We start from the raw sequence: 16445 nt of genomic DNA, 5'->3' as shown, positions 1-16445 counted from the left end.
GCTGCTTCAGACCGTAGGTCTGGGTACAACCATGCGTGTGATCGAAAAGCCGCCGGATCCGCCGATCCACAGCGCGACCGCGCCGCTCAGATAGAGCAGTGACTGCTCGTAACCCGGCAGGGGCTGGTTGGGATTGAGCGGCGGCGGGAACCCGCCATGCATAAGGGCGGATGCGATATTGATTGTCATCTCGATCGCGATGAGCAGCCCGAACCAAGAAACCAGCAAGCCGGTGAACAGCGCAAGTCCGCCGAAAAACTCGAGTGCGCCGACGAACCACGACAGAAATTCCGGAAAGGGAACCCCCATGCCCTGCATAATGTGCAGAAAGCTCATATGACCCGAAACGGTGAATATCTTAGGATAACCGTGATAGGCCAGGCCGCCGCCGACAATGATGCGCACCGGTATCGGCGCGATTTCGTACCAACGCTTTATCATAGACGCCTCCTGGTCGCTGCTGCCTAGTCTTCTGCTGAGGATTTCTTGACCCATGCCCAGATGAGCGTGTCCGCTGCGAACTTGCCGCCGCCAGCGTTGATCAAGGCGGTCGTGAACAGAATGTAAAAGAGGTTCGTTTCGTAGCTGGGCAGAGGCTGACCGCCAGGCAGCGGATCTGGAAAGCCGTTACCGGACAAATAGATGCTCACGATTCGGACGCAGAGCTCGCCCGCCAGCAGGAACGAGAAGAACACGGTGAAGGCGCCAATGAGAATGCAGAACCCGCCGGTACATTCCAGCGCCGCCACGATGGCTGCTGCAAGCTCCGGCCACGGCACGCCTGCCTGTTTCAGCATGTGAACGAAATTGGCGTAGCCGTCCGCGGTCAGCAGCGCGGGCGTTGAGTGGTAAAGCATGCCGAGCCCCACGACCGGCCGGATTGCCAGCTGGGGAATTTGCGTCCTGTCTTTCAGCATGTTTCCTCTCCCCCTTGTGAGAGCTTGGCCGCAAGATGCGTGCGCTCACCCAGCTCGGCGAGCTTTCCGGCGAGCAGCGCGCCCAGTTCGTCCTCGGCGAGATGTTCGAGATCCTGTCCGCCCCTTTCGGCAAGATGGATCGCCCGGATTGCGCCGCCTCTTGTCCGCTGTTCCTCGGCCAGCGTGGGGCCGATCACGTTTGATGCGCCAACTGCTTCCGGTTCGCCCAGGTGGTCCGCCAATGCCGCGATCGTCGGATAATCCCACAACAACGTCGTCGGTAGGCTACGATTCAGCCAGGTTTCGAGTTCGCCGGACAGGCCGACTGCCTGCAATGAGTCCAGCCCGAAAGTGCTGAATGGAGAGGTGGGGTCGATCTCCCCCGTCGGCAGCGCGAGCAGGTTTGCGAGCCGTTCGACCAGCCAGGTTCGAAGCATGGCCGCCTTTGGCATGGCGCGACTGGTCGCCGTTGCACGGGACTGGGCGGGGAGGGCGCTCCTTACTTCTTTTCGATACTCGGCGATCATCTTCAGCGTGCCGTCGAGATAGGCAGCGCGGCACCCCTGTCGTTCCAGCTTGCCGCTTGACGTCTTCGGAATGCCGAGCGGCGGTACGAACAGCACAGCTTCGACCTCTGTATCGAAAGCCTCTGCAATTGCGCGACGGACTGTCGCGGCGATCGCAGCGGTATCCAGCAGACGGTGGGTACGCGGGAGCTCGTGGACGATGACCAGCCGCTCTTGTGCGTCCCGCTCGACCGCGAAGGCGATACACGGGCCCTGTGCAAGCGCAGGGTGGCTTTGCCGCGCCTCGATTTCGAGATCCTGCGGATATAGGTTCCGGCCTCGCAGGACGATCAGCTCCTTGATCCGGCCGGTGACAAACAACTCTCCGTCGCGGAAGAAGCCAAGATCTCCGGTTCGCAAAAAGGGGCCGCATCCATCCGCCAAATGGGCGCCGAACGTCGTCCGGCTCTCCTCTGGGCGATTCCAGTACCCGGCGGCGACTGACGCATCGCGAACCCAGATCTCGCCGATAGCGCCGTCCACGAGCGGGGTGCTGCTCGCGGGATCGACGATTACGATTCCGTCCACCAATGCGGTGCCAGCGCTGACCAGCCGTCGCGCTGACGCCGCGTCCTCCGCTGCGACGGCGGCGTTGTCCGCGAGCCTCGCCGGGTCGAAATCGCGGGTCACGAACGGGCGCGTGTGGCTCCGTCCCGACACGATCAGCGTTGCTTCGGCGAGGCCGTAGCAGGGGTAGAAGGCATCCGCGCGGAAACCTGCTGGCGCGAAGAAAGCCGCGAATCGTTCCAATGTGGCAGGGTGGATGGGCTCCGATCCGCAGAGCGCGGTCCGCCAGCTGCTAAGGTCAAGCATATCGCGCTCCGCCGCGGTGATGCTGCGCAGGCACAGTTCATATCCGAAATTCGGTCCGCCACTGGCGGTCGCGCGCGTGTCCGAGATGGCCTTCAGCCAACGCAACGGCTTTTGGAGAAAGGATGCCGGAGACATCAGCGTGAGCGGGCCGCCGAAATAGAGGGACTGTAGGATGCCGCCGATTAACCCCATGTCGTGATAGGGTGGCAGCCACAATACGCCCCGCGTCTGCCTGTCCAGCCCAAATGACCTCCGGATCAGCGCCGAATTCCGCATCAGGTTGGCATGGCTGACGATCACGCCCTTCGGTGCGGACACCGAACCGGAGGTATATTGCAGGAAGGCGATATCGTCCCTGCCCGGCGCCACGACAGTGAAGCCTGAGGTAGCCTCGATGGTGTCGATCAGAAGCCAGGAGATGCCCGCCAAGGTTTCGGCGGCGGCGGCTCCGCCTGTGACGAGAGGGGGAATGCGTTGGCTCGTGAGCGCGGCGCGGGCGCCGCATTCGGTAATGATCGTCGACAGGCGCTGGATCGAGCGGTTGGCCCGGGGAGGATACACCGGCACTGCGATCGCGCCAGCATATAAGCAACCAAAGAAGCCGACGATATAGTCGAGACCTGGCGGGCTTAGTAACAGAACGCGCTCGCCGGCCAGGCCCAGCGCGGTCAGCTTCGCAGCTACGCCGCGGGCACGTGTATCGAGATCAGCATAGGTTAGAATCTCGCCGCCGCCGCCGGAATGCAGGAACCGATAGGCCAGGTCGTTCGGACGGTGGAGCGCATGGCTCGCCAGTATATCGACGAACGTCTCACATGCTTCCACGGCGGGCGCTGTTGCAACCGCTATGTCGATCTCGTCTCGTCGCATGTCCACCCCCTGATCCAACCGCCCGCTAAAAGCGTATGCAATCGTTGCTCTCGGAACTTCGGAAGTTGCCCTGGGACTTGTTACATCAGGAAATGCTGTGATGCGGTGCGCAGTTGCTACGAGATTGGAGGTGTTTTAGAGAATGTGTCTGCGATATTTTGCCGTTCAGGTGCCATGTTTGAAAAGAAAAGGGTTGGTGGTATCGCTTCGTCCTAGGTGAATATGCAGAAGTGCGTTGAGTATTAATTGAATATCTAGGTCGGTAAGTCGATCCAGAACGGTTTAGATTTACTTCTGCGCTGGATCGGCCGTGTCGTTACCGCGTTAGAAGCGATCGTCATCGCAGCACATGGAAGCGTCATGGATAGCTCAGAGACGAAACTGATCGTTATCACGGGCGCAAATCGCGGGTTGGGATTGGAGTGCGCGCGCGCCTTGGTGCAGTGCACCTCGTGTCGGATCGTCCTGGCGTGTCGCGACGTGGAGCAGGGAGCGCGGGCGGCTGCCGGGCTCGCCACAGTGGGCCTGGCGTCGCGCTTACTGGTCCGCGAGTTGGATCTCGCATCATTCCAGAGCATTCATCGCTTCGTCGATCGCCTACTCGGGGAAACGTCCATAGGCGAGGTCCGAGCGCTGGTGTGTAATGCCGGCGTTCAGCATGCCGAGCGCGGCGCCGCGCGCACCGTGGATGGCTTCGAGGAAACCTTCGGTGTCAACTTCCTCGGGCATTTCCTGCTCCAACGCCTGTTGCTGCCACATTTGGCCCGGCCAGGCCGCATCGTCTGGGTGGCCAGCGGCACGCATGATCCTGCGCAGAACACCGGCATGCCCGCGCCTCGATATACGAGCGCGATGGAGTTGGCGGACCCCCCAAAGTGGGAGCAAGGGGGGGCGATGACCGCAGCGCTGCGCCGATACACCACGTCGAAGTTGTGCATCGTTTACGGCGTGTATGAACTCGCGCGTCGCCTGAAGGCGGCTGGCGTGCTGGACGTTACGGTGAATGCCATGGATCCGGGCATGATGCCAGGCACAGCCCTAGCGAGGCATTATCCGATGCCGATGCGCTTGGCTTGGTCCTACCTCCTGCCGGCGCTTCGTCTGTTCATGCGGAACGTCCACTCTACACGCGCCTCTGGTCGTCACCTAGCCGCACTGGCTGCCGACGAGACGTTCGCGGCTGTCTCTGGCGTATACTTCGAGGGCGTCCGTCCTATCCGCTCGTCCAACCTCTCCTATGACCGGGATAATGCGCGCGACCTATGGGAAACGGCGTGTCGGCTCGCTGGTATACCGGTCGACATCGGTTTGCAGCATTGAGGGCAATGGGCCAGTCACTCGAAATGAGGCAGCAACGCCGTAGTGACGATAAGCCCTTGCCGCATACGGAATTCACCCTCCATCCGGCGGAGGATTTCCCATGGCGCATTTTGGTGTGTGCAGACTGCGATCCGGAAGCGCTGCTGGCCAAGATCGATGGTCAGTTGGACGTCTAGAAAGTCGATCATCAGGCCGGTGACCGGATACTGGCACTTGTAGAGTGCTTCCTTCGCGCTGAAATGCAGCGTTGCAAGGAGCTGGCGATCGGCGCTGGCCAGCCGGTCTAGCCACGCGCGCTCGCCCGCCGTGCAAATTTGTGTCTCCGCGCCTAGCGGCAGTGGAACGGCACGTTCGATGTCGATTCCTACCGAATGCGCCTCTCGACTCCGCGCAACCGCAACCGCGCAACAATTTCCCCCATGGGTAATGCTACCAATAATGCCTGCCGGCCAACGCGGAGCCCGATCATTGCTGGACAGAAGCGGGGCCGGTGTAACGTCGAGCAACGCAAGGGCGCGCCGCGCGCAAATCCGGGCGGTCGCGAACTCCGCCTGCCGTTTGAGCAGCGCACGGGCGATATGCTCCCGCTCTTCGGGAAATAACGCGTCAAGAACGGGCGGCACCAACTCGATTTTCACCACATCGGTTTCCACCACAAAGGCGTCGCCGAGCATCGAACGGAGCAGTGACGGTGGAATGGGCGCGTGCATCCATATCATCCGCTTGGTGAGCCGCTGGGTGAGCCGATCGCAACCCAGAGCTTGTTGAACCATTCTGTCGAAGATGTTTTCAAGCACCAAGTGCTGCCAAGGCTCTCATTGTGCTACGTTGCCTCAGCAACTCCGTCCACATAATCGCTCCTTCGCACGCCGATCATAGGGATCATGCGCCGCTTCTCGGGGCGGGCGCTCATGCCGCATCTACCGGCTGGACAAATTGACGTGGATCGCGATCGCGTAATGGTGCTGTGAATGATTCGTATTAGTTGCCAATACGCTCCTTGCGAAGTGCGCGCTGATAGGCGGGTTGAAGGCGCAGGCAGCGGCGTTCCTAATCCTACAGATGCCGGGGAGAGGGTGGGGAACGAAGCGATCTTAGCGTTGATGCCGAAACGTTTCGTGCGGAGATCGGCGTGATGACCGGGCGTGGCAGCATACTGAACGAAGGATGGCCTGTATTTCGCCTAGGCGCTGGGACTTGCTGGGCAGCTCGCGACCCATTTTGGAATCAGCTTCGCGATCTTCGCCAGCTTCGTGTTGGCCGCACCGGTCGGTCTGACGTTAATAAAGGGCGCGTGGCGGGTGCGCTGGACGAGCGGTGCTTGGATATGATTTGTAACTGGGCTGGCGACGTGCACCGGGCCAGCGCCGCCGCTTTGCAAGTCATGGGGGGATCTATGCGCGTCTGGGTCAGCACGCTGGGCGTGCTCGTTTTCACGGAGCCGGCATCTGCGCAGGTCGTCGAGATGCGGCCCTTGATAGAGACACGGGCGCGTTACGAGCATCTGGATCAGGCGGATCTCGCCCTTGCTTCGGATGCGGTGACCATCCGCGTGCGCGCCGGTGTCGAAGTCAGCCAAGGCCCGTGGTCTGCACTGGGCGAGGCGCAGGGCAATCTCGCTATCGTCGGCAACTATAATGACGGTCTCAACGGCTTGGCCAACCGGCCGACGATCGGTGATCCCGAAAATATCGCAATCTACCGGGCGCAGCTGCAATATCGCACCAAGCCGCTGACGATCACCGGTGGCCGCCAGCGGATCGCGCTCGACGACGAACGATTCGTCGGCAACGCGCAGATCCGCAACAACGCGCAGACCTTCGACGCCGTCCGCGCCGAGATCGTGCCGTTGAATGGCCTCAAGCTAGACCTCACCTACGCCTGGGACGTGCGGACCATCTGGGGCACGGATGGCCGGGGTGTTCGTCAGCGCGGGGTCGGAGGGAATAATGTCTTCTTCAATGCCGGTGCAGCAACACCGCTAGGCACGCTGACTGGGTTTGCTTATGTGGTCGACCAGGACGAGGCGGAAGTGCAGGGTTTTCGCCTTTCCAGCCAGAGCTATGGGTTGCGGCTGGTGGGCAGCCGCCCGATCGCGCCGCAAGCGAAGCTCGGCTATCAATTTAGCTGGGCTGGCCAGTCCGACTATCACCACAATCCTATGCGCTATCACGCCCAATATTGGCTCGCCGACGCCACGCTAGAATTGCGCAGTTGGAAGCTGAACGCAGGCTATGAGGTGCTGGGCGCGGATAGCGGGGTGGCACTCACCAGTTTCCAGACGCCTCTGGGGGCGTTGTTTAAGTTTCAGGGGTGGATAGACAAGCTGACTGTAACCCCACCGAACGGCGTGCGCGATCTCTATGTCGGGGCCGGCTATGGCTGGAAGGCGGTCGGCAGGATCGATGCGGTGACCCTGCAGGCGGTCTTGCATCGCTACCGCAGCGACCGCCTGGACCAGCATTATGGCGACGAGCTGAACCTGCTTGCCACCGCGAAGATGAAGAAGGCTCTGCTGTCGCTACGCTATGCGCATTACGAGGCGGATCGCTTCTCGTCGGATGCCAACCGCTACTGGCTGCAACTGGATTGGACGTATTGAGGGGACGTTCCTGCCGCGTAGCACGGTCGATGACATCGCATGCGCCGCCGCCTTCGCCGGCCATGATGATCACCGGCAGCGCCCGTGCGGGATAGCCGGGCGGGAGCGAGCGCCCGCCGGCGCCGCGGGTATCCTCACCGCGCGGACATCGATCCTCGTCAGCCGCGCGTCGATCCAAGTGCGATCGCAGGATGCAGTGTGCACGTCGCCGCCGGGGCCTTCGCGCTGTTTCGATCGGATGCCGCCGCCGCCGAGGCTGCTTCCGCGAAGGAAACCAGGCGTCCGGCCTGGGCATCCCACAGGACGAGCCGCACCGACTTCACGCTTTCAGCGAAACCTAGACGATTGAGCTCCGCGAGTTCGGGCCGAGCGGCAAGGGCTGCCGGAAGACGGTAAAAGGGTATCCTGCTGCACAGATGATGGATGTGATGCAGCCCGATATTGGCCGTGAACCACCGCAGGACCGGCGGCAATGCGTAATGGGAGCTGCCGAACAGTGCAGCTTCCTGGAAGCTCCACGTCCTGCCGGATTGCCAGTAGGTATGCTCGAACTGGTGCTGGACGTAGAACAGCCACACGCCGACCGATGCCGCGATCAGCGTGATCGGCAGCTGGATGGCGAGGAACGTCCAGAAGCCGACGGCATGGATGAGGCCGGCAGATAGGGCCAGAAGCGCTGCGTTCGTACCCATGGTGCTGATCCACGGGCGCCACCCGGCGCTCATCAATCCGATGGGCAGGCGGTGTTGCAGGAGAAAGACGAAGGCCGGCCCGATCACGAACAGGGTGAACGGGCTGCGATACAGGCGATACCGAAGCCGTGCCCAGGTTCCCAGGCTCGAGAATTCCTCGACCGTGAGGGTCGTCACATCGCCGAAACCGCGCCGATCAAGATTGCCCGTGCCGGCATGATGCAGGGCGTGGGTGCGCCGCCAATATTCATAGGGCGTGACGGTCAGCACACCGATGCATCGGCCTACCCAGTCATTGGCGCGCCGGCTGGTGAAGAAGGCGCCGTGGCCGCAGTCATGCTGGATGAGGAAGAGACGCAGCAGAAAGCCTGCGGCCGGAACCGACAGGAGCACGGCAAGCCCATAATGGATGTCCAGGGCACGCCACATGAGCAGCCATAGGAGTATCAGCGGCACCGCGCTGACGAGCAGCTCCAGCGCCCCGCGTCGATCATCGGACGTACGGAAGGCCGCCACATGCCGGGTGACGTCTCGAACGTCGATGTTTCGCTGTTCGGCACTAGCATCGGCCGAGGTTGCGGTTCGCGCGGGTACGCCTGAGTACATTAGGGGAAACGTGCCTTGAAGGTCGGAGGGCGGTGACCGGCTTCGGTCTTGTCAGGCCGGTCGGCCGGTAGAGATGAAGCAACGCGGGCCGCACCACAAGGATGCCTTTGCGATCACAGCGCACTTCCGTATGCCGAACCCCTCCCGCCCGGCAAGGCACCGGCCGAAGAAAAGCAGGCGCGGGCGGCCCGTTGATCGGCTTGGCGCGTCGATCGGGCGGAGCCGAGGGGCCGCCGGATGGGTTCGAAATTCGACCTGCCGTCTGGCGGTGGATTTCGGCGATCACGGGATCGAGCCCGGCTTCGGCGCGCGTCCGCGCTGCGGGAAGGGGCCAGGATCTCAATCCGAACCGGACCCTGGTCGTGAACCATAATCCCGACGGGCGTAGATTGATCGAAGTTTCGGTTTCTATGGGCCCCACGAATCCCAGACTTTGCGTTCGACATCGGGATCGAAGGCAATCGCAACGGACCCGCGGGGAAGCCTCATCGTGGTTTGATAGGCGTTGAAAAAGGCAGTGAAAAGGGAGGCGTATGTTTCGAACCCTACCGCCGTTTCTCCTGTCTTGCGCGACGTTCCAAGTTTCCAACTGTACGTGGGACCGTCAGGTCCGGACTCTTGTTCCAGCCATGCGAAGAATGATGCTTCACGCTGACCGTTCAGAAAGAGAGTAAAGCGCTGACCAACGCGGAGCGCCTCACGGCGCATTTCGTATTTGCCGCCTCCGGCAAACCAACCATCTTGCGAATGTTCGAAGCAGATCGACATGAGCGCCAATATATCCGCCCTTCGTAAACGTCGGCTATCGGATCGGTCATGGCCTGGTCGTTTTTGCCCAGCAGGCCACACGGCGTGCCGAACCACTTCCGTAAAGTCGCCACATGCTGCGACAAGTTCGCCGCAGACGTAGTCGCCATGATGCAACGCGCATCGATGCGACCGCGGCGACGCGCCTATGAGGCAACGACCTAGTCTCTGGGGAGATCATGGCTCAGGCTGGCGCGGATCGAATCGAGCAAGGCGATCGATGTTTGCCGCGTCGTTGCATTGGCGCCGAGTTCGAACGCGATTTCCTCCTTCGCGTCGGCTGCGGCTTCAACAATTTCTACGGCATCGGCGAGGCTGATCACCGACCGGGCAATCAACCCGTGGAGAAGGCTTTCGACCAGCAGTATCGCGGCCTCGCCATGGGCATCCGGGGGATTCGCCCGCCGCCCCCCGCGCGGGTTGTCGTTGTCGTTGGTGGTTTCCGCCATGGCCGTAGCTCCTGCGCAGGCGAGAGCGCGGTGCGTCTCTCAGCCGCCGGAGCCTGAGGGTTGGGGCCGACGATCGGATGGGCATACGGCATCCGCCGTCGATTGCCATCACTGATATCAACTTTGGACTATAACTTTGGGCAATATCCACGCCGGCCCGGACGTGGGACTATGCGGAATGACGAACCGCTTCATCGACAAGCTGTCAGGCTTCGGTGCTCTCAGCCAGCCGGACGTCGATGTTCTGGCGGCCGCCACGTCCCGGCCACGCAAGGTTGCCGCACGGACGGACCTCATTCGCGAGGGCGATCGCCCGGGCCCCGTCTTCGTGATGCTGGAGGGCTGGGCCTGCCGCTACAAGATCCTCCCCAGCGGCACGCGCCAGGTTCTGGCCTATCTGATGCCGGGCGATTCCTGCGACCTGCACGTCGGCCTGCTGGACGAAATGGATCACGGCATCCAGACGATAACGCCGTCCGTGGTCGCCACGATCGATCGGCCGCAGATGGACATGATCCTCGACAACCACCGGGCGGTGGCGAAGGCGATCTATCTGGCGCAGCTGGTGGACGAGGGCACGATGCGCGCGTGGATCACCAGCATGGGCCGGCGCTCCAGCATCGAACGCGTGGCGCATCTGATGTGCGAACTCTATCTCCGGGCCAGGAATATCGGGCTGACCTCGGACTCGCAGTTCGCCTTGCCGCTGTCGCAGCTGATGCTGGCGGACTCGCTGGGCATGACCCCCGTGCACCTCAACCGCGTTCTCAAGGAACTGCGGCTGTCGGGCACGATGTTGCTCAAGCGCGGTAGCCTCGTCATCACCGACCCGGCAAAGCTGATCCAGATCGCCGGCTTCGACGAGAACTACCTTCACCGGCGCCTGCGCAACGCAGCCTAGGTTGGGCAGGGGACCGACGTCCGGGCGGCTTGCGTGCCGCCCGGATCCCTCGTGCCGGCGGTCGGCCGGTTCTCAGGGGCGCAACACCACCTTGATGACGCCGTCCTGCTTGTCGCGGAACTTCTTGTACATTTCCGGCGCCTCTTCGAGGCTGGCGGGATGCGTCACCACGAAGCTCGGGTCGATATCGCCCGCCTCGATCCGCGCGAGCAGGGGCTTGGTGTAGGCCTGGACATGGGTCTGGCCGGTCTTGATCGTCAGGCCCTTGTTCATCATCGCGCCGATCGGGATCTTGTCACCCATGCCGACATAGACGCCGGGGATCGAGACCGTGCCGCCCATCCGGCAGCTCATGATCGCCTCGCGCAGCACGTGCACCCGGTCGGTCGCGAGGAAAGTTGCCGCCTTGACCTTGTCGACGACGGAATCGACCGCGCCGTGGCCGGAGGCTTCGCAGCCGACCGCATCGATGCAGCTGTCCGGGCCGCGCCCCTTGGTGCGGAACTGCAGCTCGTCGTACACATCCTCGACCTTGCTGAAGTCGATGGTCTCGGCGCCGCCGGCTTCGGCCATCGCCAGCCGCTCGGGGACTTCGTCGATCGCGATCACGCGGCCGGCACCCAGCATCAGCGCCGAGCGGATCGCGAACTGCCCGACGGGGCCGCAGCCCCAGATCGCGACCGTGTCGCCGGGCTCGATCCGGGCATTTTCGGCGGCCATGTAGCCGGTCGGGAAAATGTCGGAGAGGAACAGCGCCTGCTCGTCGGTGACGCTGTCGGGCACCTTGATCGGGCCGAAATCGGCCATCGGCACGCGCAGATATTCCGCCTGTCCGCCGCAATAGCCGCCCAGCATATGGCTGAAGCCGAACAGGCCGGCGGGCGAATGGCCCATCGCCTTGATCGCCATTTCGGCGTTGGGGTTGGTCCGCTCGCAGGCCGAGAACAGGCCCTTGCGGCAGAAGAAGCAGTCGCCGCAGCTGATCGTGAACGGTACCACCACCCGGTCGCCGATCTGGAGGTTGGTGACCTCGGCGCCCAGCGCGACCACGACGCCCATGTTTTCATGGCCGAGGATGTCGCCGGCTTCCATCGTCGGCTGGTAGCCGTCGAGCAAATGAAGATCGGAGCCGCAGATCGCGCAGGCCGTTATCTTGATGATCGCGTCCCGCGGATGTTGAATCTCGGGATCCTTGACGGTGTCGACGCGAACGTCGCCTTTTCCGTGCCAGCATAATGCGCGCATAGCCATGTCCTTTAGAACTACTCGGTATGGCTAACGGTTCGGCGATGGGAAAGACCCGAAAATAATGCCATTGAAATGAGGATTATCGACTAACATTCGTTTAGCTGGTCATCTGCCCGTATTGGTGAATCGACGGTTGGTTGCGCGGTACGATCGGTCTGACGACCGAGTATCAGTCGCTCCTGCTCATGTTGGCGAAGCGGTCATCGATGGCGCGTGCGAGCTGCTGTGTCGAATAGGGCTTTTGCAGCAGCTGAAAGCCGTGGGCGCCTTCTTCCGCGAGGATGTGGCTGTAGCCGCTTGCCAGAATCACGGGAAGCTTGGGGTGGGTCTCGCGAAGGCGCTTGCCCAGCTCCAGCCCGCCCATGCCTGGCATGATCACGTCCGAGAAAACCACGTCGAAACCGGCACCATCCTGTCCCAGGCGGTGCAGCGCATCCTCGGCGCTGCACACGAGCAGCGTGCGATACCCCAGGTCATCCAGCGCCTCGCGGGCGAAGCTGCCCACCTCTTCATTGTCCTCAACGATGAGGACCGACAGGCCGGCCTTGCGGACACCGGGCTCCTGCGTCCGCAGCTTCGCTTCCGGTTCCGCGCCCGGTTCCGCCTCCGGGAGGTACAGGGTGAAGGTGGTGCCTTGGCCGAGCACGCTCTCGACATCGACATCGCCGCCCGACTGCTTGGCGAAGCCGAAGACCTGGCTCAGGCCGAGGCCGGTGCCCTTGCCGACTGCCTTGGTGGTGAAGAAGGGTTCGAACACGCGCTCGAGGATGCCGGCCTCGATTCCCGCGCCCGTGTCGATCAGCGAGATCGCGGCAAAGCGGCTGTCGGACGCGGCGTGGCTGCGAATGACCGGCTTCGGTACGGAGGTTGCGAGCCGGATGGTGAGCTGTCCATCCCCCGCCATGGCATCGCGCGCATTGACCGCCATGTTGACCAGCGCGGTCTCGAACTGGCTGACGTCGGCGCGCACGATGCAGGGCGTGTCGGGAAGGTCGAGGGCGATCGAAACGCGCTTGCCCGTGACCGAGTTCAGCATGTCGGCGATCGTCCGCAGCCGCTCACCGACCTCGAACGCGGCGGGGTTGAGCGTCTGCCGCCGGGCGAAGGCGAGCAGCTGGCCGGTCAGCTTGGCCGCGCGGTCCGCGGTATCCCCGATCGCCTCGATATAGCGGGTGCGTCGTTCCGGCGGCAGGTCCGGGCGGCGCAGCAGGTCGACCGAGCCCCGGATCACGGTCAGCAGATTGTTGAAGTCGTGCGCGACGCCGCCGGTGAGCTGGCCTACCGCATCCATGCGCTGCGAATGCCGCAACGCCTCTTCGGACGCCATCAGGTCGCGCGTCCGCTCTTCGATCCGGTGCTCGAGCGTCATGGCGAGGTCGCTCAGCGCCGCCTCCCGGTCGAGCCGTTCCCGGCCGATCGACAGGAACCGGGCGAAGCTTTCGAAGAACGAGACGGCCTCGTTCTCGAACCGGTCGCGGGTGCGGGAGACGAACGAGATCACGCCATAGAGCGTCGTGTCCGATTGCACCGGAAAGCCCGCATAGGCCCGCGTACCGTTGCGCCGGCTGATCTCGGTGCGCGGATCGGTCGATTGCTGGACATGCTCGAGGATGAGCGGCGCGCGCTGCTCGGCGACCAGCCCGCACAGCGGCACGTCGACCGGACAGATGTCCGCCAGCCACGCCCGGGTCTCCTCGTCCACGCCGGTGGACTGGAGCAGCCGCATCCGCGAGCAATCGCCGTTGAGCAGATAGCTGTAGCTGCGGTCGTAGCCGAGGCTTTCCGCGCCGCTCGACAGGATTTCCTGGAGCACCTGATCGGGATCGTCGGAGGACAGCAGCCCGGCAGAGGCGCGCGCGAGCAGGTCCAGCCGCTGTTCGCGCAGGCGCTCCTCCGTACGGTCCCGCAGCACCTTTACGAAGCCGATCACCTTGTCGTCCGCGTCCCGGAGCGGCGTCATCTCGCCTTGCGCCCAGAAACGGCTGCCGTCGGCGCGCAGGTGCCAGCGTTCGTCATTGCCATGGCCGACCTCGAGCGCGCGGGCCATTTCGTGCGCCGGACGCCCGATCGCGCAGTCTTCGGGCGTGAAGAACCGCTCGATGGTCGAACCCAGCATGTCCTCCTCGCGCCAGCCCAGGATGTTCTCGGCGCCGGCGTTCCAGCGGGTCACGCGACCTTCGCAGTCCATCGCGATGATCGCGAAATCGGTGGCGCTGTCGAGAATCTGGCGATGTCGCGCCTCGCTTTCGCGCGTGACCTCATTCGCCAGCGTACGCGCCGATGCCTGGCCGGCCTGTTCGAGCTGGAGCGCGATCAGCCGGGCGAACATCTCGAACGTCGGCAGAATTTCGGGCCTGGTCAGGTCGTGCGGCTTTGGATCGATCGCGCACAGCGTGCCGAAGAAGCGACCGTCCGGCAGCACGATGGGCACCGAGATATAGCTTTTCAGCCCGTACAGCGCCGGCGTGGGATGGGTGGCGTAGACGGGATCGGCATCCACGTCGGGGATCACGACCGATTGGCGGTGCTGCCGGATCTCATGGCAGATCGTTGTCTCGAGCTTGAGCGCGTCGCCGGGCCGGAGGCCGAAATTGATCTCGTCCCGCACGCTGCAGGCCACCCAGCGATCGTCGGTGACGCGGGCGATCGCGGCAAATCCCATGCCGGTGACGCGGCAGACGGTGTCGAGCAGCGTCGGCACTACATCAAACGCGTCGATCGTCGCGACATCAGCGGCGATCGGTTCGGGAAGGGAAGGATCTGCCACCATCATCGCTCTTTAACCCTCGCGCGCTGCTTTTTGCAGGGGGCCTTTGTCGATCCTGTGTGTTCTAGTAAAATGACAGTTTCCACAATGCCTTATGCTATCGCGGTTGATGATGATCCGATGATCCTCCTCGATGTCACCGGAATTTTGGAGGATGCGGGCTTTCGTACCTACGAAGCCGATCATGGCGACGCCGCGCGCACCATGCTGCCGGGATGTGCCGACAACGTGATCCTGTTGTTCTCCGACGTGGACATGCCGGGAGAAACCGATGGGTTCGCCCTGGCGCGCCACGTCGCCGAACACTATCCGTGGATCGAGATCGTCATCGCGAGCGGCCGCGTCACGCCCGGGCCGGGGGACATGCCGGAAAAAGCGACCTTTATCGGCAAGCCCTTCACTGCGGCGATGGTCCACGCGCATCTGCGCGACACGCTGCCGGATGGCAAGAAGCCGGAACCGCTGAAAGCCGCGATCTGAGCCGGTGGCGCGCGGTGGATCACCGATCCGGACTGACCGAGGCGTTTCCCGTCGACCGAATAGGGTCAGCGGCTGGGGCGATGCGAAGGCACAAGATGAGAGGTCTTCCTGCAAGGTGAAATCGCCCCTGGGCAAAACGCCGGCCTAGCGGCTCTTCACCGGCATCTCGGTTCCATCCACGGGGGGATGCAGCACGGATACGATGGTGCCGGGCTCGGCGTCGCTGTTGCCGACGGATGCGTCGAGCTGGCGGGCCAGCGCCTCGACGATGCTGGTGCCGAGGCCGGGCTTGGCCGAGGCCATCGATTCCGTGGTTCCCACCCCGTCATCGGTGACCGACAGCGCCCAGGTCGGCCCGAGGGCGTGATAGTCGACGCGGATCGTGCCGGCGCGCTCGTTCGGAAAGGCGTGCTTGAGCGCGTTGATCACCAGTTCGGTGACGATCAGGCCCAGGCTGACCGAGATGTCGGCGTCGACGATCGTGTCGTCCACCTGCACCTCGAGCGACAGCCTCTCGTGATCGTGAATCATCGACGCACCCAGGCTGGCACAGAGCTGGGTGAAATAGGCCCGCAGCACGACCTCGCCCATCCGCGAGGTGGTGAGCTGCTGCTGGAGCGTGGCGATCGACATCACCCGCTGATGCGCGTCGCGAAGGTGGATGCGCGCCTCGTCCGACTGCACGCGGCGCGCGCTCTGCAGCAGCACGCTGGCAATGATCTGCAGGCTGTTGGCGACACGGTGCTGCAGTTCCCGGAGCAGCACCGCCTTTTCACGCAACAGGTCTTCCTTGAGCTTCTCGCTGATTCGCGCCGCGGTGACGTCGGCGACCGTGAGCAGGACGCGCACGCCCTCGGCGTCGCCATAGTCCAGTTTCTGCGCGTTGATGACGAGCTGGCGCGGAGGGCCGGCGCCGCGCAGTTCCATCTCATAGGCGTCGATCCGCCCGTCCGGGACACGCGCGGCGGCGAGCAGCGAGTGCAACTGGGGCACGTTCCAGGCGCCGCCCGCGATCGCGGACAGCGCCTGTCCCGCCACGGCTCGGGGCGCGAGCGCGAACACGCTGCAGAACGAGGCGCTGGCCGCGATCACCAACCCGGCATCGTCGAGCAGCAGCGCGGGGGCATTCGAAGACTGGAGAATCGCCAGCGCCAGCTTGTCGGCGACATGCGGCGGAACAGCACCCATCGTGGGATCCCTTCGGGGAACGTGCCGAAAGGCCGCGCTTGGCAGCCCCGTGGGCGAGGAGCCTGCGCAACGTGCGGCCCGGCATCCCCCTAGCACGCTTTCGGAGCGAGGCGGCCCAATCTTGGTCAATGAAAACGATGGTCGCGATTAACTTGAGTGAACACACTCGCAGATTGCGCTTCGACCCCTCCGCACCATATTTGTGCAGCGCAGCATTGT

The 16445-nt window shown here is 63.4% G+C and carries 14 protein-coding genes; 4 read left to right on the top strand and 10 right to left on the bottom strand.

Going from position 1 to position 16445, the window contains the following annotated elements; genetic code table 11:
- Positions 1-6: 6 nt before the first annotated feature.
- The 3 genes from A7X12_RS00320 to A7X12_RS00310 are packed head-to-tail and all read right to left on the bottom strand — an operon-like array spanning position 7 to position 3166.
- Entirely contained in the window at positions 7-441 is a 435-nt protein-coding gene (locus A7X12_RS00320) for a DoxX family protein (protein ID WP_198161785.1), read from the bottom strand.
- A 23-nt stretch (positions 442-464) separates the two neighbouring features.
- Entirely contained in the window at positions 465-917 is a 453-nt protein-coding gene (locus A7X12_RS00315; protein ID WP_064309647.1) for a DoxX family protein, read from the bottom strand.
- On the bottom strand, positions 911-3166 hold the full coding sequence (locus A7X12_RS00310) for an AMP-binding protein (protein ID WP_064309646.1): 2256 nt from the start codon (positions 3164-3166) through the stop codon (positions 911-913). The genes A7X12_RS00315 and A7X12_RS00310 overlap by 7 nt, the downstream gene beginning before the upstream one ends.
- A 360-nt stretch (positions 3167-3526) precedes the next feature.
- Between A7X12_RS00310 and A7X12_RS00305 the strand changes: the two genes are divergently transcribed.
- Entirely contained in the window at positions 3527-4486 is a 960-nt protein-coding gene (locus A7X12_RS00305; protein ID WP_064309645.1) for an SDR family NAD(P)-dependent oxidoreductase, read from the top strand.
- A 14-nt stretch (positions 4487-4500) separates the two neighbouring features.
- Here A7X12_RS00305 and A7X12_RS00300 read toward each other — a convergent pair whose 3' ends face one another.
- On the bottom strand, positions 4501-5283 hold the full coding sequence (locus A7X12_RS00300) for a 4'-phosphopantetheinyl transferase family protein (RefSeq protein WP_157105455.1): 783 nt from the start codon (positions 5281-5283) through the stop codon (positions 4501-4503).
- 599 nt (positions 5284-5882) lie between these two features.
- On the opposite strand from A7X12_RS00300, the gene A7X12_RS00295 reads away from it, so the two are divergent.
- Positions 5883-7088, top strand: coding sequence for an alginate export family protein (locus tag A7X12_RS00295; RefSeq protein ID WP_064309644.1), 1206 nt, complete (start codon positions 5883-5885; stop codon positions 7086-7088).
- Positions 7089-7246: 158 nt separating this feature from the next.
- Here the strand turns inward: A7X12_RS00295 and A7X12_RS00290 are convergent, their stop codons facing one another.
- The 3 genes from A7X12_RS00290 to A7X12_RS00285 all read right to left on the bottom strand — a co-directional run bounded on the left by A7X12_RS00290 (position 7247) and on the right by A7X12_RS00285 (position 9642).
- The gene (locus A7X12_RS00290) at positions 7247-8386 is read right to left on the bottom strand and encodes a fatty acid desaturase (RefSeq protein WP_084444912.1); all 1140 of its coding nucleotides are present in this window, start codon (positions 8384-8386) and stop codon (positions 7247-7249) included.
- 408 nt (positions 8387-8794) lie between these two features.
- Complete coding sequence (locus tag A7X12_RS25350; RefSeq protein ID WP_232318188.1) at positions 8795-9163, bottom strand: hypothetical protein; 369 nt, start codon at positions 9161-9163, stop codon at positions 8795-8797.
- Between the two features lie 191 nt (positions 9164-9354).
- Positions 9355-9642 (bottom strand): hypothetical protein, encoded by a 288-nt coding sequence (locus A7X12_RS00285; RefSeq protein ID WP_064309642.1) that lies wholly within the window; start codon positions 9640-9642, stop codon positions 9355-9357.
- Between the two features lie 178 nt (positions 9643-9820).
- On the opposite strand from A7X12_RS00285, the gene A7X12_RS00280 reads away from it, so the two are divergent.
- Entirely contained in the window at positions 9821-10543 is a 723-nt protein-coding gene (locus A7X12_RS00280) for a Crp/Fnr family transcriptional regulator (protein WP_064309641.1), read from the top strand.
- Positions 10544-10615: 72 nt separating this feature from the next.
- Here A7X12_RS00280 and A7X12_RS00275 read toward each other — a convergent pair whose 3' ends face one another.
- Together A7X12_RS00275 and A7X12_RS00270 are read right to left on the bottom strand one after the other, a co-directional pair.
- Positions 10616-11788, bottom strand: a complete 1173-nt coding sequence (locus A7X12_RS00275) for a zinc-dependent alcohol dehydrogenase (RefSeq protein WP_064309640.1) — start codon at positions 11786-11788, stop codon at positions 10616-10618.
- Between the two features lie 172 nt (positions 11789-11960).
- A complete protein-coding gene (locus A7X12_RS00270; RefSeq protein WP_232318187.1) occupies positions 11961-14558 on the bottom strand; it encodes a GAF domain-containing protein in 2598 nt (865 codons plus the stop codon).
- Between the two features lie 33 nt (positions 14559-14591).
- Between A7X12_RS00270 and A7X12_RS00265 the strand changes: the two genes are divergently transcribed.
- Positions 14592-15038 (top strand): response regulator, encoded by a 447-nt coding sequence (locus A7X12_RS00265; protein ID WP_232318185.1) that lies wholly within the window; start codon positions 14592-14594, stop codon positions 15036-15038.
- Between the two features lie 144 nt (positions 15039-15182).
- Here the strand turns inward: A7X12_RS00265 and A7X12_RS00260 are convergent, their stop codons facing one another.
- Positions 15183-16226, bottom strand: a complete 1044-nt coding sequence (locus tag A7X12_RS00260; protein ID WP_064309637.1) for a sensor histidine kinase — start codon at positions 16224-16226, stop codon at positions 15183-15185.
- Positions 16227-16445 lie beyond the last annotated feature (219 nt).

This window comes from Sphingomonas sp. TDK1 (assembly GCF_001650735.1).
In the GTDB taxonomy this organism is placed as follows: domain Bacteria; phylum Pseudomonadota; class Alphaproteobacteria; order Sphingomonadales; family Sphingomonadaceae; genus Sphingomonas.
The sequence above is the reverse complement of the archived record's forward strand: the minus strand, read 5'-3'. Positions and strand labels throughout refer to the sequence as shown.